General features: G+C 72.2%; 23 protein-coding genes. 8 read left to right on the forward strand and 15 right to left on the reverse strand.

All coding sequences use genetic code 11. The features are described from left to right. Positions 1 to 15: 15 nt before the first annotated feature. The 6 genes from Prum_RS01860 to Prum_RS01885 form a co-directional block, all read right to left on the reverse strand. A complete protein-coding gene (locus tag Prum_RS01860; protein ID WP_173073415.1) occupies positions 16 to 1,707 on the reverse strand; it encodes an acyl-CoA dehydrogenase family protein in 1,692 nt (563 codons plus the stop codon). Then, a complete protein-coding gene (locus tag Prum_RS01865; RefSeq protein ID WP_173073417.1) occupies positions 1,704 to 3,464 on the reverse strand; it encodes an acyl-CoA dehydrogenase family protein in 1,761 nt (586 codons plus the stop codon). The genes Prum_RS01860 and Prum_RS01865 overlap by 4 nt, the downstream gene beginning before the upstream one ends. Next, a complete protein-coding gene (locus Prum_RS01870; protein WP_173073419.1) occupies positions 3,461 to 5,263 on the reverse strand; it encodes a fatty acyl-AMP ligase in 1,803 nt (600 codons plus the stop codon). Before Prum_RS01870 ends, Prum_RS01865 begins: the two co-directional genes overlap by 4 nt. Positions 5,264 to 5,403: 140 nt before the next feature. Further along, a complete protein-coding gene (locus tag Prum_RS01875; RefSeq protein WP_173073421.1) occupies positions 5,404 to 6,570 on the reverse strand; it encodes a hypothetical protein in 1,167 nt (388 codons plus the stop codon). Positions 6,571 to 6,673: 103 nt separating this feature from the next. Beyond that, positions 6,674 to 7,609 (reverse strand): Gfo/Idh/MocA family protein, encoded by a 936-nt coding sequence (locus tag Prum_RS01880; protein WP_173073423.1) that lies wholly within the window; start codon positions 7,607 to 7,609, stop codon positions 6,674 to 6,676. Continuing rightward, the gene (locus Prum_RS01885; RefSeq protein WP_173073425.1) at positions 7,606 to 8,961 is read right to left on the reverse strand and encodes an aspartate aminotransferase family protein; all 1,356 of its coding nucleotides are present in this window, start codon (positions 8,959 to 8,961) and stop codon (positions 7,606 to 7,608) included. The genes Prum_RS01880 and Prum_RS01885 overlap by 4 nt, the downstream gene beginning before the upstream one ends. Positions 8,962 to 9,140: 179 nt before the next feature. Between Prum_RS01885 and Prum_RS01890 the strand changes: the two genes are divergently transcribed. The 5 genes from Prum_RS01890 to Prum_RS01910 all read left to right on the forward strand — a co-directional run bounded on the left by Prum_RS01890 (position 9,141) and on the right by Prum_RS01910 (position 12,357). Beyond that, a complete protein-coding gene (locus Prum_RS01890) occupies positions 9,141 to 9,956 on the forward strand; it encodes an inositol monophosphatase family protein (protein WP_173073427.1) in 816 nt (271 codons plus the stop codon). A 98-nt stretch (positions 9,957 to 10,054) separates the two neighbouring features. Further along, positions 10,055 to 10,804 (forward strand): sulfotransferase family protein, encoded by a 750-nt coding sequence (locus Prum_RS01895; RefSeq protein WP_173073429.1) that lies wholly within the window; start codon positions 10,055 to 10,057, stop codon positions 10,802 to 10,804. A gap of 13 nt (positions 10,805 to 10,817) precedes the next feature. After that, positions 10,818 to 11,288 (forward strand): hypothetical protein, encoded by a 471-nt coding sequence (locus Prum_RS01900; RefSeq protein ID WP_173073430.1) that lies wholly within the window; start codon positions 10,818 to 10,820, stop codon positions 11,286 to 11,288. Beyond that, positions 11,276 to 11,620 (forward strand): hypothetical protein, encoded by a 345-nt coding sequence (locus tag Prum_RS01905; RefSeq protein WP_173073432.1) that lies wholly within the window; start codon positions 11,276 to 11,278, stop codon positions 11,618 to 11,620. The genes Prum_RS01900 and Prum_RS01905 overlap by 13 nt, the downstream gene beginning before the upstream one ends. Positions 11,621 to 11,676: 56 nt before the next feature. Continuing rightward, complete coding sequence (locus Prum_RS01910; protein ID WP_173073434.1) at positions 11,677 to 12,357, forward strand: LuxR C-terminal-related transcriptional regulator; 681 nt, start codon at positions 11,677 to 11,679, stop codon at positions 12,355 to 12,357. A 57-nt stretch (positions 12,358 to 12,414) separates the two neighbouring features. Here Prum_RS01910 and Prum_RS01915 read toward each other — a convergent pair whose 3' ends face one another. The 3 genes from Prum_RS01915 to Prum_RS01925 form a co-directional block, all read right to left on the reverse strand. Continuing rightward, entirely contained in the window at positions 12,415 to 13,029 is a 615-nt protein-coding gene (locus tag Prum_RS01915; protein ID WP_173073436.1) for a helix-turn-helix transcriptional regulator, read from the reverse strand. 107 nt (positions 13,030 to 13,136) lie between these two features. After that, positions 13,137 to 13,877 carry a response regulator transcription factor gene (locus Prum_RS01920; protein ID WP_173073438.1) on the reverse strand — a complete coding sequence of 247 codons (741 nt, stop codon included), beginning with the start codon at positions 13,875 to 13,877 and terminating at the stop codon, positions 13,137 to 13,139. Next, positions 13,844 to 15,307 (reverse strand): sensor histidine kinase, encoded by a 1,464-nt coding sequence (locus Prum_RS01925; protein ID WP_173073439.1) that lies wholly within the window; start codon positions 15,305 to 15,307, stop codon positions 13,844 to 13,846. The genes Prum_RS01920 and Prum_RS01925 overlap by 34 nt, the downstream gene beginning before the upstream one ends. Before the next feature lie 366 nt (positions 15,308 to 15,673). Here Prum_RS01925 and Prum_RS01930 point away from each other — a divergent pair, with 366 nt between their 5' ends. Next, entirely contained in the window at positions 15,674 to 16,471 is a 798-nt protein-coding gene (locus tag Prum_RS01930; protein ID WP_218577671.1) for a protein phosphatase 2C domain-containing protein, read from the forward strand. Here Prum_RS01930 and Prum_RS01935 read toward each other — a convergent pair. Next, the gene (locus Prum_RS01935; RefSeq protein ID WP_246277584.1) at positions 16,468 to 17,259 is read right to left on the reverse strand and encodes an aminoglycoside 3'-phosphotransferase; all 792 of its coding nucleotides are present in this window, start codon (positions 17,257 to 17,259) and stop codon (positions 16,468 to 16,470) included. The genes Prum_RS01930 and Prum_RS01935 overlap by 4 nt on opposite strands. A 10-nt stretch (positions 17,260 to 17,269) precedes the next feature. Beyond that, positions 17,270 to 17,602 (reverse strand): hypothetical protein, encoded by a 333-nt coding sequence (locus tag Prum_RS01940; RefSeq protein WP_173073443.1) that lies wholly within the window; start codon positions 17,600 to 17,602, stop codon positions 17,270 to 17,272. 140 nt (positions 17,603 to 17,742) lie between these two features. Between Prum_RS01940 and Prum_RS01945 the strand changes: the two genes are divergently transcribed. Next, the gene (locus Prum_RS01945; protein WP_173073445.1) at positions 17,743 to 18,456 is read left to right on the forward strand and encodes a GAF and ANTAR domain-containing protein; all 714 of its coding nucleotides are present in this window, start codon (positions 17,743 to 17,745) and stop codon (positions 18,454 to 18,456) included. A 5-nt stretch (positions 18,457 to 18,461) separates the two neighbouring features. Here the strand turns inward: Prum_RS01945 and Prum_RS01950 are convergent, their stop codons facing one another. Beyond that, the gene (locus Prum_RS01950) at positions 18,462 to 19,490 is read right to left on the reverse strand and encodes a fatty acid desaturase family protein (protein ID WP_173073447.1); all 1,029 of its coding nucleotides are present in this window, start codon (positions 19,488 to 19,490) and stop codon (positions 18,462 to 18,464) included. Positions 19,491 to 19,730: 240 nt separating this feature from the next. Here Prum_RS01950 and Prum_RS01955 point away from each other — a divergent pair, with 240 nt between their 5' ends. Beyond that, positions 19,731 to 20,207 carry a BON domain-containing protein gene (locus tag Prum_RS01955; protein WP_173073448.1) on the forward strand — a complete coding sequence of 159 codons (477 nt, stop codon included), beginning with the start codon at positions 19,731 to 19,733 and terminating at the stop codon, positions 20,205 to 20,207. Here the strand turns inward: Prum_RS01955 and Prum_RS01960 are convergent. From Prum_RS01960 to Prum_RS01970, 3 genes are all read right to left on the reverse strand, one after another. Then, a complete protein-coding gene (locus Prum_RS01960; RefSeq protein ID WP_173073450.1) occupies positions 20,204 to 21,349 on the reverse strand; it encodes an ROK family transcriptional regulator in 1,146 nt (381 codons plus the stop codon). The two genes, Prum_RS01955 and Prum_RS01960, sit on opposite strands and share 4 nt — an antisense overlap. A 121-nt stretch (positions 21,350 to 21,470) precedes the next feature. Further along, complete coding sequence (locus Prum_RS01965) at positions 21,471 to 23,033, reverse strand: right-handed parallel beta-helix repeat-containing protein (protein ID WP_246277585.1); 1,563 nt, start codon at positions 23,031 to 23,033, stop codon at positions 21,471 to 21,473. A gap of 194 nt (positions 23,034 to 23,227) precedes the next feature. Then, on the reverse strand, positions 23,228 to 24,196 hold the full coding sequence (locus Prum_RS01970; RefSeq protein WP_173073452.1) for an aldo/keto reductase: 969 nt from the start codon (positions 24,194 to 24,196) through the stop codon (positions 23,228 to 23,230). Between the last annotated feature and the right edge of the window lie 50 nt (positions 24,197 to 24,246).

Below are 24,246 nucleotides of genomic sequence, written 5' to 3' on the forward strand. Positions count from 1 at the left end.
TCGCCAGCTCCTTGGCTATCCGGGAAGGTCGACGCGGGAAAGGTCGAACGAGTGCGCCGCCGCGTACCGGGCGCTCAGCTCCGCGTAGAGCGGCTCGACCAGGTGGTCCGGGAGCGCACCCGAGCCGCGGCCCACGTCCGCGGCGAGCCGCAGCAGCGCAGCGGTGACCCAGCGGGGGTCACCCGTGAAGCCGGCGTGGTCCCGGTTGGCCAGCCAGACGTTCAGGCACGCGGACGCGGCCAGCACGGTGGCGTACCGGGCGGCCAGGTCCAGGGCGGCGGGGTCGCCGCCCACCGCGAGGTCGTGCGGACGTACCTCGGCGACCGCCGCCCGCAGCGCCACCAGCTCCCCGGCGAACGCCGCCGCCAGCTCCCGCAGCTCGGCACCGGCGTCGGCCGGCAGGCGCTCCCGCACGGCGGCCAGGGCCCCGGCCAGCGTGTCCCGGGCCGAGGAGACGGTCAGCGCCGCGAACGGCAGCGGCGGCAGCGGGTCGTCCAACCGGAACAGCGCCGGCGGGGCCGTGTCGGACGCGGACCAGGACCGGCGGGCCAGCCGGGGTAGCTGCGGCAGCACGGTAGCCAGGCACGCCACCCGCGCGGCGTGGCCGAACCCGGCCGGGGCGAGGTCACGCACCAGCTTCTGGAAAATGCCGACCGGGCCGGTGCGGACGTAGAACTGGGCGCCGAGCAGCTGGGACAGCCGGTACATCGCGGCCATCGCCCGGCCCGACACGACGTACTTGGCCGCCGAGGCGTAGGCGTTGCTCTGGTCCGGGAGCAGGTGCACGGAGCGCGCGACCACGGTGGCCAGGCAGTCGCTGAGCAGCAGGTCGACGAACGCCTCCGCCAGCACCGCCCGGGTGTGCGGCATGGCGGTGACCGGGCGGCCGTACAGCACCCGGTCGCCGCTGCCGCGCAGGGCCGCGCGCAGGCCGGTGTCCAGCACGCCGAGGGCCATCGCCGGCAGGCCGGTGCGGGTCAGCTGGAACGAGCGGAGCGCGATCTCCATGGCCGACCCGAGCGGCCCGATCGCCACGCTCTCCGGCACCGGGCAGTCGGTGAACTCGACCCCGCCGAGCTGCACACCGCGCATGCCCGTGCTGGAAAACCGGGGCACGTACCGCATCCGCCCCGCCGGCAGCGCCGCCTTCTCCACCAGCAGCTGGGTGTGGCTGCGCCCGCCGCCGGACGCGGCCGTCCGTGAGAAGATCACCATCGCGGTGCACCGCCGGGCGTTGGTGACCACCTCCTTGCGGCCGGACAGCACGAGGTTGCCCGCGCCGTCGGGCAGGGCCCGGAAGTCGACCCGGGCGAAGTCGTTGCCGTGCGCCAACTCGTGGTAGACCGACGCCACCTGGTCGCCGCCGAGCAGCAGCTCGGCGAGGCGGCCGCGCTGCGCGTCCGAGCCACCGGCCCAGACGTTCACCGAGGCGATGAACGTGCTGGCGCCGTAGCCCAGGCCCAGGCAGGGATCGCGGCGGAAGACCGAGCGCATGACGCGGATCAGCCGGTCCAGACCGGTCATCCGGCCGCCCAGGCTGGCCGGGACGAACTCCGCGTTGAGCGCGTGGTCGTCGAGCGCCCGCTCGCCGTCGGCGAACATCTCGGCCCGCTCGTCGGCCGCGAGGATCGCCTCGTGCCCGAGCGGGTTGGCCGGGTCCCACGGGTCGCCGAGGCGCCGCTCCAGCGCGCTGATGCCGGTATTCATGCCGCCGCCTCCCGCGCCGAGCCAGGTCCGAGGATCGACGGCCGCAGGCCGGGTTCCGCCTCGATGGCGGCGAACAACTCGGTGAACACGCCGCCGGTGCCGGACGCCGTGGCCGGCACGCCGGGCGTACCGGGCAGGAGCCGGTCGAGCAGGTCCGCGAGCACCGCCGACAGCCACAGGCCGTCCCGCCACAGCGGTCCGGTGCCGGGCCTGCCGTCGTTGTGCAGCCACACGTGTACGGCCGCCGCGCCGGCCACGCACATCTCGTAGCGCTCGGCGAGGTGGAAGGCCGACGCGGGTACGTCCCGCCCGCGCGGGCGGTGGCAGGACATCTCGTCGTGCACCGCGTCGCAGGCGCTCAGCAGCGCCTGGGCCAGCGCGGCGCAGGCCGTGCCGGGCAACCGGGCGCGCAGCGCGGCGACGGCGCTGGCCAGGCCGCGCAGGGGCAGGCAGCCGCTGCGGGAGAGCAGTTCCAGCCCGGCCGGGTCGAACGGCGGCACCGGCCGGTCCAGGTCCGCGGTCGGCGCGAGGTCGTCGACGCTGGCAGGGCGTGTCCGGTACGTGCGTGCCAGCAGCGGGAACTGGTTGACCAGCGCGGCGCGGTTGACGAACGTGCTGCCGTCGAAGACGCCGACGACGCGGTGATCCCGCTCGACCTTTCCAAACGCGCCGTAGATAGGGATGCCGGTCAGGAAAGCCCGGGCGCCCAGCAGCTCGCCGCAGCCGGCGACGAGATTGTCCACAAGGGACGGCACGAACGCCTTGAGCACGGCCGAGAGCACGCTCAGCTCGCCGGGCACCGTGTGGACGCCGCGTACGCCGACGGCCCCGACCGCCTCGGCGGCGAACAGCTTCGCGTACAGCCGGCCCAGCGTGCGGCGCACGTACGGCAGCTCGCGCAGGTGGCCGCCGTAAAGCTCGCGCTCGGTCACGTACCGGTGGGTGAGCGCCAGGGCGTGGTCGGCAGCGCCGAGCGACAGCGCCACGCAGACGGTACGGGTCAGCTGTAGCGCGCGGAGCACCGTCTCGGTGCCGGCACCCTCCGGGCCGACCAGCGCGGAGGCCGGCACCCGCGCACCGGTGAACGCGATGCCGCTGATGTCCGCTCCCCGGATGCCGTGCGTGCGGACCTTGGGCAGGCAGTGGTACGCCGCGTCCGCCAGGGTGCGCTTGTCGACGAGCAGCAGGCTGAACCCGCGCGGCCCCCCGGCCGGGTCGGTACGCGCGTGCAGGCAGACGATGCCCGCCCGGGTGGCGTTGTTGACCAGCCACTTCTCACCGTCGACGCGGTAGCCACCGCCCTCGCGGACCGCGGTCACCTCGGCGGCGAGCAGGTCGCTGCCGTGCCCCCGCTCGGTCAGCGCCCAGCACACCGGTACTCCGGCTAGGATGGCCCGCGCCAGCGTCTGAGCGGGCACAGTGGACGGTCCGGGCGGCAGCGCCCACGCCGACGCCGCGCCGAGAAACGTCTTGGCGTGCGCGACGGCCACCGTGAGGTCCCGCCGGGCGACCCCGCGGGCCAGCCGCACCAGGTCCTCGAAGCTGTGCAGCGCGCCGCCGTAGGCCGCCGGTACGTAGTACGCCGGCAGGCCCACCTCGTCGAGCCACCGGCAGGCGTCCACCGGGAATGCCTCGGCGGCGTCGTGGTCCGCGATCCGCTCCGGTGCGAACACGACGTCGGCCTCGGGCCCGTCGAGCAGGCGCTCCAGCCGCCGCGCCCCGGTCGCCGGCCGGGCTGCCATCGTGGGCGTACTCATGCCCCTGGCCGATCCGCGACTCTTGCCCGCGCGGGGACGGTTTCCAGTGCCGGCCGGCGGCACTGCTCGCGCACCAGGGCGGTCACCTCTTCGTACTCGATGTCGAGCGCGCCGGTGAGGAACAGCTCCCGGGCCAGCCGGCGCTGGATCTTGCCGCTGGTCGTGCGCGGTACGGCGCCGGAGCGGACCAGCGCCACGCTGGCCGCGCCCACGCCGTACTCCCGGGCCAGCAGCTGACGGACCGCGGCGACGACCTCGCCGAGCTGCGCCGCGGTCAGCTGCCGGGCGCGGCACTCGTGGACGACCACCAGTTCCTCGTGCGGCACCTCGACGGTAAAGGCGGCGCCGGTGCCGCGGGACAGCGAGTCATGCGCGGTACGCACGTCCGCTTCCACGTCGTGCGGGTAGAGGTTGCGCCCGTTGACGATCAGCAGCTCCTTGATCCGGCCGGTGACGTACAACCGTCCCTCGTGGACGATGCCCAGGTCGCCGGTGCGCAGGAAGTCACCGTCCCCGCCGGCGACGGTGTTGCCGAAGGCGGCCTGGGTCTGCTCCGGCTTGTTCCAGTACCCGCGGGCGACGCTGCGCCCGCGGATCCAGATCTCGCCGATCCGGTCCGCCTGCTGCTCCCGCCCCGTCGCCGGGTCGACGATCCGGATGTCGAACTCGGGCACCGTCACCCCGCTGCTGACCAGGTCCCGCGTCGCCGCATGCCCGCCGGCACCTCGCACGGGTGCGAACACGTGCCGTTCGAGCAGGTCGGCGTCCACTGTGGAAATCTGCGGCGGCAGGTCAGGCTCGCTGCCGGTCACGCACAGCGTCGTCTCCGCCATGCCGTAGCCGGGTCGCACCGCCTCGGGGCGCAGGCCGGCCGCCGAGAACCGATCCCGGAACGCCCGCAGGGTGCGCGCCTGGATCGGCTCGGAACCGTTGACCGCGTGCCGCCAGCGGGACAGGTCGATGCCGGCCAGCTGCTCGTCGGTGATGCGCCGGGTGCACAGGTCGTACGCGAAGTTGGGCGCGGGCGACAGCACGATGTCGTGCCGGTCGATCAACTGCAGCCAGGTGTGCGGGCGCTTGAGGAAGGCGGTCGGCGACATCACCACGCTCCGGCCGCCGATGTACAGCGGCACCAGAAGCTGCCCGATGAGCCCAAAGTCGTGGTACATCGGCAGCCACCCGCCGATCGCGTCGTGCTCGGCCAGCCCGGTGAGTCGCTGGAAGGCGCCCACGTTGGACAGGATGTTGCCGTGATCGACACGCACGCCCTTCGGGTCGCTCGTCGAGCCCGACGTGTACTGCAGGAACGCCACCGTGGTCGGGTCGAGGTCCGGTCGCTGCCACTCGCCGGCCGGTGGCAGCTCCAGCTCGTCGGTGGGTAGGCACGCGATCGCGAGGCCCGACTCGTCCGCCCAGGCGGCGACGGCGGCGGCGCTGGCCGCGTCGGTGAGCACGGCCGCGGTGCCGGAGTCCCGGGCGATGCCGGCGAGGCGGGCCCGCTGGCGCTTGTACCCGTCGGGCAGCGGCGCCGGCACGGCGATCATCCCGGCGTAGAGGGCGCCGAGGAAGTTCTCCGCGAAGCTCAACCCCGGTTCGTCCAGCACCAGCACCCGGTCACCGGGCCGCAGGCTGCGGCGCAGCAGCGCCGCGATGCGGCGGGCCCGCTGGTCCACCTGGGCGTACGACAGCGACCGCACGGCGCCGGTGCCACCCGGATCCGGGTCGAACACCAGGGCAGGCCGGTCCGGATGGGTGACCGCTCGAACGGTCAACAGGCTGACGAAGTCCTGCTCCGACATGAGGCAACCCTTTCCGGCAGCGATGGGACGGCGGTTCGTACAGAGGTGCGGCACCAGCGTCACGCGCCGCTACGCCGGGCAGAAGTCTCGTTCGGGCGGGCGCTTGGTGTAGCCGAACAGGCATGGCCATGTCTTGCCGGTCATCGCGGCGGCCGGGTGGCGTTGACCCAGCCGCAGGCGGCGCCGTCGAGCCCGACGCCGACGAGCGCCCGGCGCTCCTCAGTGGACAGTCGGTGATGGTCGCGGTCCGACAGGCCGGACTCTACCCACGTGGCCATGGCCGAACGGGACAGTTGCGCGCTCGTGACGGCGGTGCTGGCCTCCTCGCGGGCACCGCGGACGCCGGCGGCGTCGGCCGCCAGCAAGTAGCCGGCCGCCCACACCTCGGTGGCGACCGCCCGCAGCCGTCGCACCCGGACCCCCCGCAGGTCCGCGCGCGCGTCGAAGCCTTCTATGATCGCGTCCGGGTCGGCCCCGATCAGCGTGCACCAGTCCGCCCAGTACCAGCCGAAGTAGTGCTCGGCCGGCTCACCGGTACCGGGGCGGAACAGCCGCAGGTGGCAGCGGGACGAACGCAGCTCCACCGCGTACGCGCGGGGCTCGTGCGGCTGGCACCGCCGCGTCAGGGCCTCCTCGGTCGCCGCCCGCAGCCGCCAGTGGTCGGCCCCGAGCGTCGGGTCGGCGAGGAACACCGTCGCGTGGAACCGGCCCTCGTGCCCCACGATGGTCGGGTCCTCGCGGTGGTCGACCAGGTGCGGCACGGTCGCCACGACCGGCACATCGTGCTCCCGGCAGTAGTTGACGACCATCTCGTCGTCGTCCTTCACCTCGTCCGGGATCCCGGCGAGGTAGTCGGCCAGCTCCCGGGCCCGCGCCGCCGGCAGCACGAAGCCTTGCGTCGGCGTCCATTCGTGGCGGGACAGCGGCGCGAACGGGGAGCCGGCCATCGCCGCCCGCCGCACCAGGTAGGAGTTCTGCGGGCTGTCCCAGTGCGAGTAGAGCGAGATGCCGTGTCCGGGGCGCTGCGCGACGGCCCGGCGTAGCTGCGCCGCGAAGTCGCGCACCAGCAGGATGTCGTCCTGCAGGACGAGGTGGTGCGTGACGCCGTCCTCGACCGCCCGCCAGGCCCGTTTGGCCGTGCGCAGCGGGCTGGGCGGCCCGTCGGGGTCGGGGTCGGTGACCACCCTGGCGGCCAGCGGCGCGCAGGCCCGGACCAGGTCGGGGATCCGGTCCCGCCGCCGCGGGTGGTGCATGATGGCCACGCCGATCCGGACGTCCGGGACCGCCCCGGGGTCGGCGCTGCTCACCCGGTCACTGCCGGGCGGTGCTCCGGCACGCTGACCGGCGTTCCGCCCCGCCGGGCGGACTCGTACGCCGCGCACACCACCGCGGTCGTCGTCACGACCTCCGTCAGCGGGCGCTCCCAGCCCGTACCGGTCGACACGAGCCCGGCGAAGTCGGCGAACATGCCGGCGAACCAGTCCCGGTGTGTGGAGTCCCCGTCGGGGACGCGAGCGCCTCGCGGGTCGGGCCGCCGGCGCCGGTGAGCTCCGCGACGCCGTCCCGCACGCTCGCCGTACCCTGCGGGCCCGACAGCTCGTACCGGTTGGTGCGCCGCGCCGCCACCCAGCTCAGGCCGATCGTGCAGTCGCCGGTCGGGAAGTCGAGGCGTACGTCGATCGCCTCGTCCACGCCACCGGACGGGTCACCCCCGGCCCACCGCGCGGAGGCCGTCACCTTCGCCGGCACCGCGGCGAACAGCCGGGTCGCCATGTAGACGCAGTGCGTGCCGTGGTCCATCATGATGCCGCCGCCGGCCAGCGCCGGGTCCCGCCGCCAGTCCGGCAGCCAGCCGGCGACCCCGCGGGCGTGGGTGTCCCGCTGGATCTCGAAGGTGCCCGACATCGGGCTGCCCACCCGGCCCCGCGCCACCGCGTCGGCGAGCACCCGCATCATCGGCGAGAAGCCGTAGTTGTGGGCCGGGTAGAGCAACGCGCCCCCGCGCCGGGCGTGGGCCACGAGGTCCAGCGCGTCCTCCGTGCTGAACGCGACCGGCTTCTCGCAGATGACGTGCCGCCCGGCGGCCAGCGCGAGCCGGGCAAGTTCCCCGTGGTACGCCGGCGGCGTACAGATGTCCACCGCGTCGACCGGCGTCGCGTCCCACAGCTCGTCGAGGCTGGCGTGCACGCGCACCTCGGGATCCAGCGCCCGCACCCGCTCCCGCCGCTGCGGCGACGTCTCCACCACCGCGACCACGTCGGCGCCGGCGATCGGCCGGTACGCCGACAGCCGGGCCTCGCCCGCGGTGCCGAACCCGACGATCGCCATCCGCAGCGCCGGCTTCACCGCTGGCCTCCCTCACTTGGGCCCGCCACGAGGACCCGCCGGATGATGTCGACGGCCTCGCGCATCACGCCCTCGTCCACGGTCAGCGGCGGATACAGCCGCAGTGTGTTGCCGCCGACCATCACCAGCACCCCGGCGTCGAGCAGCGCGAGGAAGGTGTCCCGGATGACCTCCTTGGGCGCCGGCCGCCGGGTCTGCTTGTCGGTGACCAGCTCGATGCCGATCGCCAGGCCCGCGCCCCGCACGTCGCCGACCAGCGGCGCCTCGTCCACGAGCGGGCGCAGGGCGTGCAGCATCTCGTCGCCCAGCTTCGCCGCCCGCGCCGGCAGGTCGTCCTCGATCAGGATCTGGGTGGTGGTGGCCACCGCGCGGCACGCCAGCGGAAACGCGCCGAAGCTCGACGAGCTGGCGCTCGGATCGGAGAACGGTGCCGCCGACATGGTCTCGGCGGAGGCGATGACGCCGGTGACCGGGTACCCGGCGCCCATGCCCTTGCCGACGGTGAGGATGTCCGGGCTGACCTCGTCCCCGTCGCGCTGGAAGGCGAACGGCGCACCCGTGCGCCCGAAGCCGGTCATCATCTCGTCGACCACGAGCAGCGCGTCGAACTCGCGGGCCACGGATTGCAGCGCCGCCAGGTAGCCCGGCGGCGGCACGACGTTGCCGGAGCGGCCCTGCACCGGTTCGACGACGATCGCGGCCAGCGCACCGGTGGAGTTCTCCTTGATGGTGTCGCGGGCGGTCTCGACGCAGGCGAACCCGCAGCTGGGAAACGTGAGCTTCAGCGGGCAGTGGTAGCAGTTGGCGTACGGTGCGCTGAAGTACCCGGGCGGCAGCGGGCCGAGGCCCGAACGGGCGCCCGTGGTCAGCGCGAGGCTGCCGGCGGTCTTGCCGTGAAAGCCGCCCCAGAAGGACAGGAACTCGTACTTGCCGGTGACCGACTTCGCCAGCCGCAGAGCGGCCTCCACCGCCTCCGTACCGCCGCTGTAGAGCTGGATCCGGTCCAGCGGCGGCGGCAGGAAGTCGCGCAGCACCCCGGCCATCGCCAGCCGCCCCGCGGAGCCGAACGCGCCGGCCGGCGCGTCGGCGAGGTCGGCGCGCAGCGCCTCGACCAGCCGGGGGTTGGCGTGCCCGATGGAGTTGACGCCGCCGGCGCCCTGGAAGTCGATGACCAGGTTTCCGTCCACATCGGTCAGTTCGGCGCCGGCGGCCGAGGCCACGCAGAGCTGCGCCCACAGCATGACCGCCTGTAGGCCGGGGCCGATCACCTCCTGCTCTACCGCCCACTGCGCATCAGAACGCGGGCGCGAGCCCTGCCGTCCCCAGATCTTGCGTTCCGCCAGGTCTGTCATCGCGTCACCTCTCCGTCCACGAACGGCCGCCCGGCACCCACGGGCCCGACGACCATGCTCGGGCGCCGCGGGACCGGGCGGGAGTCTCGTTGGACCGCGAGGTTGATGCGGGACGAACGGCTATGCCCGTTCGAGGCCGGACACCCGTACGGGGCCCTCGCAGCCGTTACCGTCGCCCGATGGAGGATCCCGTACAGCTGATGGACGCCGCCGCCGCGGCCGCCACGCGGACCGGCCGGTTCCTGCGCGAGCAGTTCCGGGCCGGCTTGCGGGCGACGACGAAGACGTACGCCCACGACGTGGTCACCGAGGCGGACCGGCACGTCGAGTCCGCCATCCGGGGCGAACTGCTGGCCGCGGCACCCGGGTCGGTGGTCGTCGGCGAGGAGGGCGGCCGGGCCGGCGATGGCTCCGGCAGCGGCGTCACCTGGTCGATCGACCCGATCGACGGCACCTTCAACTTCGTCCGGGGCATCCCGCTGTTCTGCACCTCGGTCGGGCTGAGCATCGACGGCCAGCCGGCCGGCGGGTGCGTGTACGACCCGGTGCACGACGAGCTGTTCACGGCAGCGGCGGGGCGGCTGTGGCACAACGGGGCGCCGGTCCCCCGCGGTACGCCGTCGCAGGACCCGCCGCTGGTGCTGTGCGACATCCCCACCGCGGGGATCAGCGCCGACCCGCGGGAGGACGCGCTCCTGCGCGACCTGCTGTCGGTCTGCGCCGACGTACGCCGCATCGGCTCGTCGGCGTTGTCCCTGGCGTGGGTCGCGGTCGGGCGGGCCGACCTGGCGGCCAACGCCGACGTGTTCGACTGGGACGTCGCCGCCGGCCGGGTCCTGGTCGCGGCCGCCGGTGGCGGCTACCAGGACGTGCCGGGGCCGGCCCGGTACGACCGCCCGGGCGGGTTCGTCGCCTGGTCCGCCGGCCGCGAGGAGCTGGCCGGCCGGGTCGCCACCGCGCTGGCCGCCCTGCCCGCGCTGGCACCCACCCGCTGACCGCCCGGCGGGGCCTGCCCGTTCGTCCGCTCGTTGGGCGCTGGTGCGCACCCACCGGGTGTTCGAGCCTGGGGACTCACGGCAAGGGAGGTCGGCACATGCGAGGCGAGCAGGAGACCCGGCACCGCACTGTCTTCCTCGGCGGCCTGCACCGCAGCGGCACCACGCTGCTCGCGTCGCTCATCGCCACCCATCCGCAGGTCAGCGGTTTCCGGCAGACGGGCGCGCCGGAGGACGAGGGGCAGCACCTGCAGACCGTGTGCCCCATCGACGAGCACCACGGCGGGCCGGGGCGGTTCGCGTACGTACCCGAGGCGCACATGACCGAACGGTCGCCGCTGGCTACGGCCGCCAACGGCCGGCTGCTGCGCCAGCAGTGGTCCCGCTACTGGGACCTGAGCCGGCCGGTACTGGTCGAGAAGTCCCCACCCAACCTGCTGCGCTTCCGGTTCCTGCAGCACCTGTTTGCGGGGTCCCGCTTCATCTTCGTGATGCGACATCCGATACCGGTCGCCCTGAGCACTCGCAAGTGGACGCCCGCGCTCACCGTGCGGCAGGTGGTGCGGCACTGGGTGCACGCGTACGACATCGCGGCGGCCGACGCCGCAATGATCGACAGCCTGCTCCTCGTGCGGTACGAGGACCTCATGGTGGATCCGTCCACCACGATGAAGTCCATCGCGGAGTTCCTCGACCTGTCCGCCGACTTCGAGCTCGGCGCGTTGGACCGGGTGACGAACGCCCGGTACCACGCCCGGTGGCTGTCCAGCCCGGAGCGGGCGGCGGACGACCTGCACGACCTGGAGCCGGACGTGCTCCGGCACGGCTACCACATCAACGCCTGCTGAACGGAGGCCACGCGTGTCCCGGTTGCTCATCGTCCACGGCACCGCCGGCCCGGTCCGGACCGACGCCTCGGTACGCCTGGAGTGGGTCACGTCCATGCTCGACGGGCTCGCGCTGGCCGGGTGGCCCGCCCCCGCGTTCGACGCCGACCGTGACATCACGCTCGTGAACCTGGACGACGCCCCCACCCCGAGCCCGCACCCGACCCGGTCTGGGAAGCCGCCGTCCTCGACCGGTGCTGGCGGGCGGCCCGTTTCGACGCGGCGCCACCGTCCGGCCGGACCGGCACGGTCGCGGACCGGCTGGCGTGGTCGCGATACTTCACTGGCCTGCCGGCCGGCGACCTGGTCGCCGCGCTCCGGCAGGTACGCTCCCACGTCGCCGGCGACGATCTCGGCCGGCGCGCGGCGGACCGAGTCCGGGCGGCGATCGTCCCTCGGACCCGTGCCGTCATCGGGCACTGTCTGGGTGCCGTGGCGGCGTTGAGCGCGGTGGCCGCCCTTGATCCGGGTACCGCGCCAACGCTCGTCACCATCGGCGCCCCGCTGGACCTGATGCCGGTGGGGCGTCCGCCAGCACGCTGGATCGACATCGCCGACGTGCATGACACCCTGGTCCACGCGGGGACATCCGGCGGCGTACCGGCCGCCGGCGCCGCCCAACGGGTACGCATGGACTGCGACCCCCGGCTGCGCTGTGCCCGCAACTACCTGGCGGCGCCGGAGTTCGGGGAGGTACTCGGCGCCCTGCTCGCCCCGCCGCGGTCGCCGCACCGGGACCCGCCGCTCATGTCCGGAACGAGACATCGGCCTGGATAACTGGCACCACTGTCGGATTCGATGGTGTCGTGACGCCGAGCGAGAGAGGCGCAACGATGACCATTACCGCCACCCCGACCAGCCTGAGCATCCGGACCCGACAGCTGGATGTCGCGCTGCTGGTTCGCAATGACATCGTCCGAAGTGGACTGAGATTTGCCCTGCAGAGCCTGCCCGCGGTGCGAGCCGTCCGGGACTACCGTTCCGCCGCGGACGTCGCCGCCACACCCGTCCACGCGGCCCCCGATGTCCTTATCCTGAGCCTCTTCGACGGCATCGCTTCGCTGACGGCCGGTGCCCTGGCCGCGTCCGGCACCAAGACGCTCGTGCTCATCGAGGACGCCCGAGCGGCCGACAACGTGCTCTCCCAAGGGCTGGTCGCCGACGGCTTCCTGCTCCAGAAGGACCTGTCGGCTCGGGCACTGGACAGCGCCCTGCGCGCGCTGGCGGCCGGCGAACTGCCGATGCCCACCGTGCTCGCGCAGCAACTCCTGGCCCGCGCCGGCAGCCGGCGCCCGCAGCACATCTCGGTGCCGATGGCGTTGACGCCGCGGGAGCGGGAGACGCTGACCCTGCTGACCGAGGGCCTGAGCAACAAGCAGATCGCCCGCCGGCTGAAGATCTCCGACCACGGGGCCAAGCGCCTGGTCGCCGGCGTGCTGCTCAAGCTCGGCTGCACCAACCGCACCGCCGCGGTCGTGACGGCGATCCGCCACGGCCTCGTCGAATACTCCTGAACGGCCGATGCCAAAGACGGCGCGGCGTACAGACGCCGCGCCGTTCGCGTGCGAGCCTCAGCTGGCGACCGGCAGGAACATTCCCCGGGTGGCGAGGCGGATGCCCAGCTCCAGCCGGCTGCGCGCGCCGAGGACCTCCATGACGTGCGTGACGTGCCGCTGGACGGTCCGCGTGGAGATGTCCAGCTCCCGCGCCACGACGTCGTCGGTCACACCGGTGACCAGGTACCGCAGCACCTTCTGATCGAGGCTGCTCAGCCCCGGGCCCGGCGCGTCGAGCGGCTCGGCCTCGTTCCAGTGGTCCGAGAAGATCGTCGCGAGCGTCTCGATGGCGACCTCGGACCGCGTCAGCGACGCCCGCAACCGTGCCGCTCGCCCCCGGCCGAGGATGGCGAGCTTGCGGTCCAGGATGAAGATGAGCGTCGGGGAGTACCTGCCGGACCGCACCTCGGTGCGAACGCCGAGCAGGTCCCGCACGCGCTTGGCGCTACCCACCGGCGCCTGCCCCGCGATGATCGTCAACGCTCGTGCCGCCGCGCCGGCCTCCCCGGCACCGCCCCACTCGTCGACCTGATCGCTGACCAGGGCACAGTTGCCCGGTATCAACGCCAGCACTTCATGTTTCGCGGCGCCCACCAGATTGGATACCTGCCGCCAATGGTTGTCGTGCATACATTCTCATCCCCCGCCCACTGCCTTCGCCACTGACGGTAGAGGCGGCCCCACTCGCGCGGTACCGGGAAAGCCCTTGCCTCTGGCGGGCCTGTCGGACAGTGTTGTCAGGCGGCCGGCGGGTCACGCCGCCGGTCGGGCGGCTCGCCGGATTCCCGTGGCGCCCGGGCGTCGTCCTGCTCCAGCGCTCCCGGGCCGTCGCCGACCGAGTGAAGGTACGTCAGCACGGCACGGACGCGCCGGTGCACGCCGTCCGCCGAATGGATCTCGAGCCGGTCGAGGAGGCTGGTCACGTACGCCTCGACCGTCTTGCCGCTCAGGTGCAGGCGGTCGGCGATGGCCCGGTTGGTGTGCCCCTGCGCCATGAGCGCGAGCACGTCCTGCTCGCGCGGGGTAAGCCGGTTGATCCGCCCGGTCGAGCGGCGACGGGCGAGGAGTTCGTCGACCACGGCCGGGTCGATGACCGTGCCGCCCTCGGCGATCTGATGCAGCGCGGAGACGATCTGCTGCACGTCCAGCACCCGCTCCTTCAGCAGGTATCCGATGCCGCCGCCGGACGACCGGGTCAGCGCCAACGCGCACTCCGGCTCGATGTGCATCGACAGCACCAGCACCGCCGTGGCGGGGTGCTCGCTGCGGATGCGCTCGGCCGCGACCAGCCCTTCGGTGGTGAACGTCGGGGGCATCCGGATGTCGACGACCACCGCGTCCGGCTCCAACTCCCGCACCGCGTCCAGCAACGCGTGCGCGTCCGCCACGGTCGCGACGACGTCCAGATCCGCCAGGGCCAGCAGGGCGCTGAGCCCTTCGCGCATCAGCGCGGCGTCGTCGGCAACAACGACGCGCATGGGATCACCGCCACCACGCTCGTGCCAGCGCCGGCCGCGCTGGACACCTCCAACCTGCCGCCGGCCAGGGCCACCCGCTGGGCCAGCTTGGTGAGCCCCCGGCCGGACTGCGGATCGGCGCCGCCCACCCCGTCGTCGGCGATCTCGACGTGCATGACCCGGCTCCGGTCCGGCGCGTTGTCGTCGACCAGCCGCACCCGCACGGCGCGTGCCCCGCTGTGCCGCGCCGCGTTGCTCAGGGCCTCGGCGACGACGAAGTAGGCGGCCTGCGCGACGTGGGCCGGAAGCTCCTCCGGCGCACCCTCGATCGTCACCGCGACCGGCGCCGCCGCCGCGAGCTCCGCCAGCGCGCCGCGCAAGCCCAGCCGTCCCAGCGTCGGCGGGGCTTCGCCGCGGGCGAGCTCGCGCAGCTCCGTCAGGGCCCGACCGAGATCGTTCTCCACTCCGCACAGTTGTGCCTCCACGTCGGCGTGGCGGCCGGCTAGCCGCGTGCGGGCCAGCTTCAAGCGGATCGCCGCGCTGAGCAGGCGCATCTGGGCGCCGTCGTGCAGATCGCGCTCGATCTCCGAGCGCGCCTCCGCCCGGCTCGTGGCCGCCATCTGGCTCTCCCGCACGGCCGAACCGGTCGACCAGGCGCGCACCATGCCCACGACTATCGCCAGCGGCAGGAGCACCTCGATCACCACACCGGTCGCATTGATGATCACCCACCCGGTGCCCGGCGAGCGGTCGACAAGCGGCACCGCCGCGGATGCCAGGATCTGACCGGACAGCAGCAGGCCGAGGACCAGCGGTGCGGTCTGCATCCCACCGACCCGGGTGAGGCGCCGGTACAGGGACCAGGCGAGCAGCACCACGATGGCTACCGTCCCAGCCCGCACGGCCACCGACAGCACCGACTGCGGCGGATCCTCACCGAGGCTCGGGAGGCACACCAGGCAGGGGTCGGTGCGGCCGGCACGGTTGGCGAAGCTGTCGGCGACGAACAGCGGCAGCATCGCGAGGTTGGCCACGACGATCAGGCGATCCAGACGGGTCCGGGCACGCGTTTCCGGAAAGGTGGCCAGCAGGTGCACGAGCAGCACCCTGATGAGCGGATGTGCCACGGTGGCCACCACCGCCGCCGGGCCGTCCACCAACGCCAGCGCGCGGGCCAGCCAGGCCGTCCCGATCCCCAGAAACAACACGACAATGGGACCGGCGCGCAGGAAAAGCCCGACCAGCATGCCGGACGCCACGTACGACCACGTGAGCACCAGGATCGTAAACAGCAGCAGGAAGCCGTCGGGGTCGCCGCTGCGGACGACGAACACCGCGCTCACCACGCCGGACGCCACCGCCGCCGTGACGGTCAGCGTCATCAGCAGCCGTTGTGGCCGTGACAGCGGGATGCTACGGCGGCGTTCGTCGATCGGGCGCACGGTCTTCATTCGTCTCCCCCGGCTCGAATGGAAAGATTGCCCTCGTTGTCAGATGTCAACCCTCCCGGCACGGGAAAATGCGGATCCCGCCCTCGCATGCGCTGAAATGTTAACCGGCTACGGATAGGAAACACAAAGATTGTCCATTATCGACAGTACGTATTACCAACAGACCGGAGGTTTTACAGCCTAAACCGGTTTTCGCGGCATACGGGCGCGCATAAAGACACATACAAACGCGTATCAAAAGCGCCCTTCCGGACGCGGCATTGGAAATGTCAAACAACCATACCTCGATCATTTCGCGCGACCTGACGTCCCCTATCGTCGAGGCATGAATCGGCGGGAAGGGGCGGGCAGGACGTGCGCGTGACGATGGCGAGCGCCGCCGCGGGTCGGACCGGCCGGGTGAACGAGGACTTCGTCGGCGCCGTACCCGCGGCGGCCGTGCTGATCGACGGTGCCGGCGGCGTGTCCGGTGGCGAATCGGTCTGCCGGCACGGCGTGGCCTGGTACGCCAGTCGCCTCGGCGGGGAACTGCTCAGCCTCCTGTCACTCGACGCGGACCGGACCCTCGCGGCCCAGCTCGCCGAGGCCATCGAGCGGGTGGCGGACGCCCACCGGGGCACCTGCGATCTCGCTGACCCCCGCAGCCCGTGGGCGGCCGTGGCGATCCTGCGCCTGCGCGACGGCCGCGCCGACCACCTCATGCTCGGCGACGCGGTCGTCGTCCTCGACCGCCCCGGCGCGCCGCTGGTCATCTCCGATCCCCGCGAGGTGACGCTCGCCGAGCCGTACCGGTCCGCGCTGGCAGCCTTGGCCCCAGGCAGCGCCGAGTACGAACGGGTCCGCCGCGAGGGCATCGACGTGATGCGCGCCAGCCGCAACCAGCCGGGCGGCTACTGGGTGGCCAAGGAAGATCCGCGGGCCGCGGCCGAGGCGATCGTCGGCGGCTGCCCCGTCTCCGAGTTGACCGGGGCCGTCCTGCTCAGCAACGGAGCCAGCCGGATCGTGGACCTCTTCCGCCTCGCCAACTGGCCGCAGGTCCTGACGGTCCTCGCGTCGAGCGGACCCGCCGCGATCATCCGTCGCGTCCGGCAGGCGGAGGCACGCCAGGCGGTGGCGGCGGACGACGCCACCATCGCGTACTGCACCGACGTCGCGAACGTCTAGGGGCTCAGGTCCCACAGCAGGCGGTAGTACGCGGTCCGGTCCGGGTCGGGCTCGACGCCGTACGCCCGCAGCAGCGTCGGCTGCCAGCCCGGCCCGTAGTTCCAGTCCAGACTCCACGTCGCCACGGCCAGATCGGCCCACCGGTCCGCGACGCCGAGCGCGCCCAGGTCGACGTGGCCGGACCAGGCGCCGTCGTCGGTCAGCAACGTGTTCGGCGAGCAGGCGTCCCCGTGGCAGACCACCAACTGGTCGACCGCCGGTGGGTCGGCCAGGCGGGCCAGTGCCTCGGGTGGTGACAGCTCCGCGTGGTCGGAGTTCCACCGCGCCGGATCGTGCCGGCCCGCCGCGCGTACCCGGGTCAGACGCTCCTGGACGTCCCAGGAGAACGGGCAGCTCTCGACCGGCAGCCGCTCGTGCAGGGCGCGCAGTCCCTGGCCGATGGCCGTCGAGGCGGTATGCGGATCAGCGCGCCAGCGCGCGGCCACCGCGCTGTTTCCGGGCAGGCCGGCGGTCAGCAGCCAGCAGCCAGCCTCGGTCGAGCCCGCATCCAGGACCTGGGGCACCGGCGTAAACGCGACCGCCCATCGCAGCCGTTCCGCCTCGGCGGCCAGGTCGAGGGCGCTGCCCGCCGGGGCCCATTTGGCGAAGCGCCGGCGGTCTGTCCCGGTGAGCTCGAAGGTGAGGCCGCCGAGCTCGTTGCACCAGACCGGCCGCACCATGTCGTCGCCGGCGAGGGCGCTGATCTGCGGCGGGACGGGCACGTCAGCGGGCGGATCCCACCTGGTCACGCCTGGTCGCCTACGTCGCGCGGGCCGCCGCGACGACGGCCGAGAGGATGTCGTTTCCGGAAACCTGTCCGCCGGAGAGCGGCCGGAGGATGGCCGCGCGAAGCCCGGCGGGCTCCAGGAACACCGCCTCCTTGTCCGGCATCGTCTCGAAGCAGCCCGCTTCGGACAGCGCCGTCAAGCGGTGATCCGTCGGTCTCAGCGTCTCGGCGAGCCTGGCCGCGTCGAGCAGCGCCATCCCGGCACGAGCGACATGATGGGCGTCGCTGACGTCGGCGGACAGCGAGAATGCGGCCGCACACTGATACAGGTACGCCGCCAGCGCCGCGGCCCGGGCGTCAGGCATGCGCACCTCAGGATGGGTGTGTCTTCGATCGGGGACGACTTCACCGTACGCTCGTTCGGCCGCCTCCGGTACGGCCGTTGCGGCCGTCCGTGGGAGCTTCGATGCGTGGATGAGAAGTAGCATAAGCGGAGGTGGGTGACATGGCAGGTGACCGGCTGACCGACGTGCTTGTCGAGATGGCCGACACGCTCGTCGATGACTTCGATGTGATCGACTTTATGCACGTGCTAACCGAGCGGTGTGTAGAGCTGCTCGGCGTGTCCGCCGCCGGCGTGCTGCTCACCAACCAGCGCGGCGAGCTCCGGGTGATCGCCGCCTCCACCGAGCGGACGCGCCTTCTCGAACTCTTCCAATTGCAGACCGACCAGGGCCCGTGCGTGGACTGCTTCCGGACCGGGCGACGCGTCACGGTGCCGGACCTGCCGGCCGAAACGCCCCGCTGGCCGCGCTTTGCCGCCGCCGCGGCCGAGGTGGGCTTCGCGGCGGTGCACGCGCTGCCCATGCGACTGCGGGCGGACGTCATCGGCGCGCTGAACCTGTTCGACGTACACACCGGCACGCTCGATGAGGAAAAGCTGCGCGTCGGTCAGGCGTTGGCCGACGTGGCCACCATCGGACTCCTGCAAGAACGCGCCGTTCGGCGCCGGGAGACGCTCGCGGAGCAACTGCAGACCGCGCTCAACAGTCGCGTGGTCATCGAGCAGGCCAAGGGCAAGCTCGCCGAACGCCTACAGGTGGACATGGACCGCGCGTTCGCCGCGCTGCGCGAGGCGGCCCGCAGCCGCAACCGGCGCCTGTCCGAGCTCGCCCAGGCGATCGTCGAGGGCACGGCCGAGATCCCCTCGACACCGTGAGCCGGTCAGCCGCCGGCGGCGCCGAGCTGCGCGCGGGCGGATCCGACCTTGTTCAGGTGGCCCAGCGCCTGCGCCCATGAGGTGAACAGCGAGGTCTCGCAGTAGTCCACGCCATGCTCCGCACAGAACCGGTGCACCAGCGTCCGCGCCCGGCGCAGGTTGGGCCGCGGCATGCTCGGAAACAGATGATGCTCGATCTGGTAGTTGAGGCCGCCGAGCAGCGTGTCGATGAACCAGCCACCTCGTACGTTGCGCGACGTCAGGACCTGCCGCCGCAGGTAGTCCAGTTTGGCGTCCGCGGCGAGGATGGGCATGCCCTTGTGGTTGGGCGCGAACGAGCAGCCCAGGTACAGGCCCAGCAGTCCCTGGTGCACCGCCATGAAGACGAGCGCCTGAAGGGGCGTCAACACCAGGAACAGCACGCCGAGATAGCCGGCGATGTGGGCTGTAAGGAGGGGCAACTCGGCGGGACGCCACTTGACCCGGCGCCGCCCCAGCACCGTCTTCACGCTGTTGACATGCAGGTTCAGGCCCTCCAACAGCAGCAGCGGGAAGAAGAAGTACGCCTGGCGCCGGACGAACAGTGCGCCCAACGCGCGCCGCGCCCGAGCCTGGCCAACGGTGAAGGACAGCGGCGCCACGACGAGGTCGGGATCCTCGCCCTCGGTGTTGGGGTGCGCGTGGTGCCGGTTGTGCTTGTTGACCCACCAGCTGTAGCTGAGGCCGATGACGAGGTTGCCCTGGATCAGGCCAACCAGGTCGTTGGCGCGCCGCGTACGGAAGATCTGGCGATGGCCGGCGTCGTGGCCGACGAAGGCCACCTGGGCGAAGGCCACCGCCAGCACGGCGGCCACGCCGACCTGCCACCACGACTCGCCCAGCCATAGGAAGGCAACCCAGGCCCCCACCAGGAGACCTCCAGTGAGCCCTATCCGTACGGCGTAGTAGCCGCGGCGCCGGTCCAGCAGACCGGCCTGACGGACCAGGCGGGACAGGTGGGCGTACTCACTGCCTGGTCCCTCGTTCTCACTCATCGTGACCCCGATTCCCGGGCCCGCGGCCCGCGATGGCGAACGCAGCGCCACCGGGGTCTGGAGTGACACATACAGCGTACGCGCGGGTCTCCGTTCTGCGGCGGGAAGGCAAGTCCGACATCACGGACGTACGGGTCCACTTCGATGGGCGTAGGCTCACACCGGGATCCGGGCGCTTCGGTTCGAGGCCCCCGGATCCCGGGCCTGGTGCTCACCGCCCCGAAAGCGCATGGTTGGCCTATGGCGCAGATGGACCGCAAGACCGACCGGCAGATTCGGGCCGACGTCACCGGCGAGTTGGACTGCGCGGCCGGCCTGGACACGGCACGCCTCGACGTGTCGGTCAGGGGCGGCATGGTGACGCTGTCCGGCCAGGTCAACAGCGACATCGATCGGCTGGCGACGAAGCGGATGGTCGGCCTGGTGCCCGGCGTGCGGGCCGTGGCCGACAGACTGGTGGTACGAGCCCCGGGCACGCCCGGCACCGCCGACGCGGAATTGGCCGAGTTGGCCAGCCGGTTGCTCGAGTCAGCCGTCGATGTACCGGCGAAAGCCGTCAGAGCCGGCGTCCGCGACCGCGTCATCACCCTGTCCGGCGACGTGACCTCGGAACGCCAGCGGGACGCGGCGTCCGAAGCTGTCCGACACATCCGGGGCGCCGTCGGACTCACCAACGACATCCGGGTCGAAAGGCCCTCAGCGCCGCACGCGCCTTAAGCAGATCCCGTCAGGTACGCCGACGCCTGCAGGGCGGCGGCCGCGACGCCGACGGTGACCGCGTTCCGCGCCGGACTCGCTTCGATCCGGGCGTGGGAAGGCCGGTGCCGAGGTGGATCGCCGGTGGCCACCTCGCGGGCGGCCGGGACCAGCCAGCGGCCCAGCGCGCCGACGACCCAGCCGTTGAGCGTGACCGCTTCCGGGTCGACGAGATTCACCAGACCCGCGACGCCGACGCCCAGGTAACGCGCCGTCGCGCCGATCACCGCGGCGGCCGCTGGATCGCGGTCCCGCATGGCACGGCCGAGAGCCCGGACCGTCGCCTCGGGAGTGTCGCGGGCAAGTCGGCTGTCCCCGGCCAGCTCGCGGACGCTCTGCAGGATTCCCGGCGCACCGAGGTACGCCTCGGCACAGCCACGCCGGCCACACCAGCAGAGCCGGCCGTCGAGCACCACCGTGGTGTGGCCCCAGCCGCCGGCCGTGCCCACTCCCCCGCGCAGCGGCGCACCGCCGACCACGATGGCGGCGCCGGCGCCGTCGGCCAGCGTGACGCTGACCAGGTTGGCCGCGTGGCGGTTGGGTCCGAGCCACAGCTCGGCGACCGCCGCGGCGGTCGCCGGCTCGGCCACATGGACCGGCGCCCGCAGCACTGCCAGGTCCAGCCGCGCGCCGCCGAGCGCGGCCGACGCGGCGACACCGACGCCGAGGACACGGTCGGCGTCGATCCCGGCGCCGGCCATCGCGGTGGACACCGCGTGTTCGACCTCGCGCCAGCTCGTCGCGGCGATAATCGCCTGGGTACGCGGCTGCAGCGCCACGTCGTACACATCGATGTGGACGCTCGCCGCGCGGACCTCGACCCCGACGAGCGCGCCGCGCCCGGCGTTCACGGTGATGCGGGCGCGCGGACGGCCGCCCTCGGAGTCCTCGTACGAGGTCTCCCGCACCACGCCCGCCCGGAGCAGCTCCGCGACGATGTTGGACGCCGTGGCGACGCTGACCCCCACCCGGACCGCCAGGTCCCGCCGGGTGACCGCGCGCGCCGTGTAGATCTCACGCAGGACGGCCTGGCGGTGGGCCTCGCGGATGTCCCGCGCGGACCCGGCGGCGCGCCGGCGGACCTGGTGCGGCGCGACGTCCATGTCACCCCCGGCAGCGGCACGCTCCGTTAGCGTTCACGTGAACGGTAACGGAATACCTGGCCGGACGCCACCAGGCGGGACCGGAACTGCTGTCCGATCCCGCCGAGTGACGTGGTTGGGGCTAGAAGCGCGCTCCGACGTCGGCGCCGTTGGCCGGCCGCAGGAAGGTCGAGGACGGGATGGAGCCGTCGGCGGTGCGGGCCCCGGTGATCGTGCTGGGGTCGGTGCTGGCGAGCGACCAACTGCCGCCGATGTCCCACGAGTTGGCGCTGCCGGCGGAGTTCGCCCCGTACGAGAAGGCCGTGCCGTTGGCGACCGCGAGGTTGTTGGTCAGCGTGCTGTCGGAGCGGTCGAAGTCGAACCCGGTCCCCGGGTTGTCCCACGCGGTGCAGCGTTCGATCCGGTGCTGACCCGGGTTGTTGTTGTCGATGAAACCGCTGACGGCGTTGTCCCACGTCATGCTGTTGCGGACGGTGTGGTTGGACGCGACGGCGTTGCCGCCGAGCTTGAACCCGTTGCCGTCGCCGGTGAAGTCGGGCAGGTTCCACCGGTTGAACCCGTTGCCCCAGGCCAGGCTGTTCTCCACCAGGATCGGCGAGGAGAACATCCACCAGTCCAGGCCGTCGTCGGAGTTGTTCCACAACCGGGCGCCGCGCACCACGTTGCCGGTGCCGGAGCCCTCCTTGATGGCCAGGCCGTCCGCGCTTTCGCCGTTGCTGCGCGGGTCGCGGTTGCCGTAGCTGTCCAGGTTGATGATCTGGTTGTTGCTCGACGTCAGGAACAGGTGGAAGCCGGACTCGTAGTTGTCGCGGGTGACCAGGCGCTCGTAGTAGTTGTTGCTGGAGTCCAGGCCGAACACCCCGTACGGGCCGTGGATGATCTCCAGGCCGATGAGCCGCCAGTAGTCACCCTCGATGTGGATCGCGCCGCGCTCCGGGCGGGGGATGGTGGAGCCGACCGCGCCCGGCGTGTACGACATATTCTCGCCGTCGATGATGACGCGTTCGTTGTTGTAGTTGCGCATCGTGATGGGCTGGCTCGACGTGCCGTTCGTAAGGATCTGGATGTTCGTGCTCGGCGCGTACGTCCCGCCGCGGATGAATATGCTGTAGCCGGGCTGGGCCAGGTTGACCGCCCGCTGGATGGTCAGCAGCGGCGCGCTCAGCGTGCCCGCGTTGCTGTCGTTGCCGTTGGTCGCCACGTATAGCGCGTTCGTCGGCTGCGGGGTGCTGCCGACCTCGAAGTCGAGGTAGTCGATGTTCGGTAGGCCGGCGGCCACGGTCGGGTTCAGCCGGATGGTGTTGCTGCCGGCGTTGACCGACACGGTCAGCGTCTTGGTGACCCAGGTCGACCACGCGCCGGTGCCCTCGAACGAGGGCGTCTGCACGGTGGACCCGTTGACGATCAAGCTGGCGGGCCGGACCGTGGTGGTGCCGTTGGCGAACCGCACGCCCAGTGTCGCGGTCCCCGCGGCGGAGGCGTTCACGGTGAACTGGGCGTACGCGCCGGTGGCGTTGTTGCCGTTGCAGAACCCTGTGCCGGAGTAGCCGGCCCAGTTCGAGTCGATGGTCCCGGTACAGACGGCGGGCGAGTTCTCCGCCTCATAGCGCGTAGGCGCCGCGTGCGCGGCGGACGGCGACAGGACGACCAGCGTGGCGGCCACCAGGCCGGCACTCGCGATCATGGGCTTAGCGTGCATGGGTACGTCTCCGTGGGGGTTGGCTTTGCCGTAAGGAAAGCGCTTTCCAGAGAAGAGGATGTCAGAACCCATCGATGAACGCAACCGTCACCGCGGTCCCCATCATCCAGACGTACCTGCCGGACCGCCCGTGAACCATCCACCGGACGCTGCGGCGGACCGGTGCTGGCTGTGAGGCATCACCACCAGTAGTTGTCCTGCGCTGTGTAGCGCTCCTCCAATGTGGTGATCTCTGCATCTGTGAGGTTGAGGTCGAGGGCTGCGACGGCGTCCAGCAGGTGGCTCGGCTTGGTGGCGCCCACGATGGGGCAGGCGACCACCGGCTTGGACAGCAGCCAGGCCAGGGCCACCTGAGCCATTGGGACATCGCGAGCCTGGGCGATCTTGTGGACGGCGTCCACGACCGGTTTGTCGGCGTCCCGGTCGAACGTCTTGGCGACGGTGTCCGACGAGGAGCGTGCGGTCTGTGCGCCCCAGGGGCGAGCCGCGCGTCCCTTTGCCAGCGGAGAGTACGGGGTCAGACCGACGCCCTGGTCGAGGCACATCGGGATCATGTCCCGCTCCTCTTCCCGCTTGAGCACGTTGTACTGGTCCTGCATCGCCGAGAACGTCGTCCACCCGCCCCGCACGGCGGCGTGCTGCATCTTGGCGAACTGCCAGGCCCACATCGACGACGCACCGAGATAGCGCACCTTGCCCGCTCTGACCAGGTCGTCAAGGGCGGCCATGGTTTCCTCGGCGGCTGTCTCGGGGTCGAAGCGGTGGATGTAGTAGACGTCGATGTAGTCGGTGTCCAGCCGCCGCAGGGAGGCGTCCACCTGTTCGAGGATGGCCTTGCGGGACAGGCCGCTGCCGCCGGGGCCGTCGTGCATCTTCCCGCTGACCTTCGTGGCGAGCACGACGTCCTCGCGGCGAGAGAACCTGGTGATCGCCCGCCCCACGAACTCCTCCGACGTGCCGCCCTGGTAGACGTTCGCGGTGTCCCAGAACGTGACGCCCAGCTCGACGGCCTGCCGGAAGAACGGGGCCGCGGCGTCCTCGTCCAGCGTCCATTGGTGCATGCCGGTGGTCGGGTTGCCGTAGCTCATGCAGCCCAGCCCGATCCGACTCACCTTCAAGCCGGTGCGGCCCAGCCGCGTATGCTCCACCTGATTCGCCTTCCCGCAGATGATCGCTCGATCGGGACCGAAGCGGCTGA

It is taken from the genome of Phytohabitans rumicis (assembly GCF_011764445.1).
GTDB lineage: Bacteria > Actinomycetota > Actinomycetes > Mycobacteriales > Micromonosporaceae > Phytohabitans > Phytohabitans rumicis.

Bases quoted from the DNA above. Each gene is read 5' to 3' on its own strand.
- Prum_RS01860 (WP_173073415.1), bottom strand. From the start codon at position 1,707: ATGAATACCGGCATCAGCGCGCTGGAGCGGCGCCTCGGCGACCCGTGG.
- Prum_RS01865 (WP_173073417.1), bottom strand. From the start codon at position 3,464: ATGAGTACGCCCACGATGGCAGCCCGGCCGGCGACCGGGGCGCGGCGG.
- Prum_RS01870 (WP_173073419.1), bottom strand. From the start codon at position 5,263: ATGTCGGAGCAGGACTTCGTCAGCCTGTTGACCGTTCGAGCGGTCACC.
- Prum_RS01885 (WP_173073425.1), bottom strand. From the start codon at position 8,961: ATGACAGACCTGGCGGAACGCAAGATCTGGGGACGGCAGGGCTCGCGC.
- Prum_RS01890 (WP_173073427.1), top strand. From the start codon at position 9,141: ATGGAGGATCCCGTACAGCTGATGGACGCCGCCGCCGCGGCCGCCACG.
- Prum_RS01895 (WP_173073429.1), top strand. From the start codon at position 10,055: ATGCGAGGCGAGCAGGAGACCCGGCACCGCACTGTCTTCCTCGGCGGC.
- Prum_RS01910 (WP_173073434.1), top strand. From the start codon at position 11,677: ATGACCATTACCGCCACCCCGACCAGCCTGAGCATCCGGACCCGACAG.
- Prum_RS01915 (WP_173073436.1), bottom strand. From the start codon at position 13,029: ATGCACGACAACCATTGGCGGCAGGTATCCAATCTGGTGGGCGCCGCG.
- Prum_RS01920 (WP_173073438.1), bottom strand. From the start codon at position 13,877: ATGCGCGTCGTTGTTGCCGACGACGCCGCGCTGATGCGCGAAGGGCTC.
- Prum_RS01925 (WP_173073439.1), bottom strand. From the start codon at position 15,307: ATGAAGACCGTGCGCCCGATCGACGAACGCCGCCGTAGCATCCCGCTG.
- Prum_RS01930 (WP_218577671.1), top strand. From the start codon at position 15,674: ATGGCGAGCGCCGCCGCGGGTCGGACCGGCCGGGTGAACGAGGACTTC.
- Prum_RS01940 (WP_173073443.1), bottom strand. From the start codon at position 17,602: ATGCCTGACGCCCGGGCCGCGGCGCTGGCGGCGTACCTGTATCAGTGT.
- Prum_RS01945 (WP_173073445.1), top strand. From the start codon at position 17,743: ATGGCAGGTGACCGGCTGACCGACGTGCTTGTCGAGATGGCCGACACG.
- Prum_RS01950 (WP_173073447.1), bottom strand. From the start codon at position 19,490: ATGAGTGAGAACGAGGGACCAGGCAGTGAGTACGCCCACCTGTCCCGC.
- Prum_RS01955 (WP_173073448.1), top strand. From the start codon at position 19,731: ATGGCGCAGATGGACCGCAAGACCGACCGGCAGATTCGGGCCGACGTC.
- Prum_RS01960 (WP_173073450.1), bottom strand. From the start codon at position 21,349: ATGGACGTCGCGCCGCACCAGGTCCGCCGGCGCGCCGCCGGGTCCGCG.
- Prum_RS01965 (WP_246277585.1), bottom strand. From the start codon at position 23,033: ATGATCGCGAGTGCCGGCCTGGTGGCCGCCACGCTGGTCGTCCTGTCG.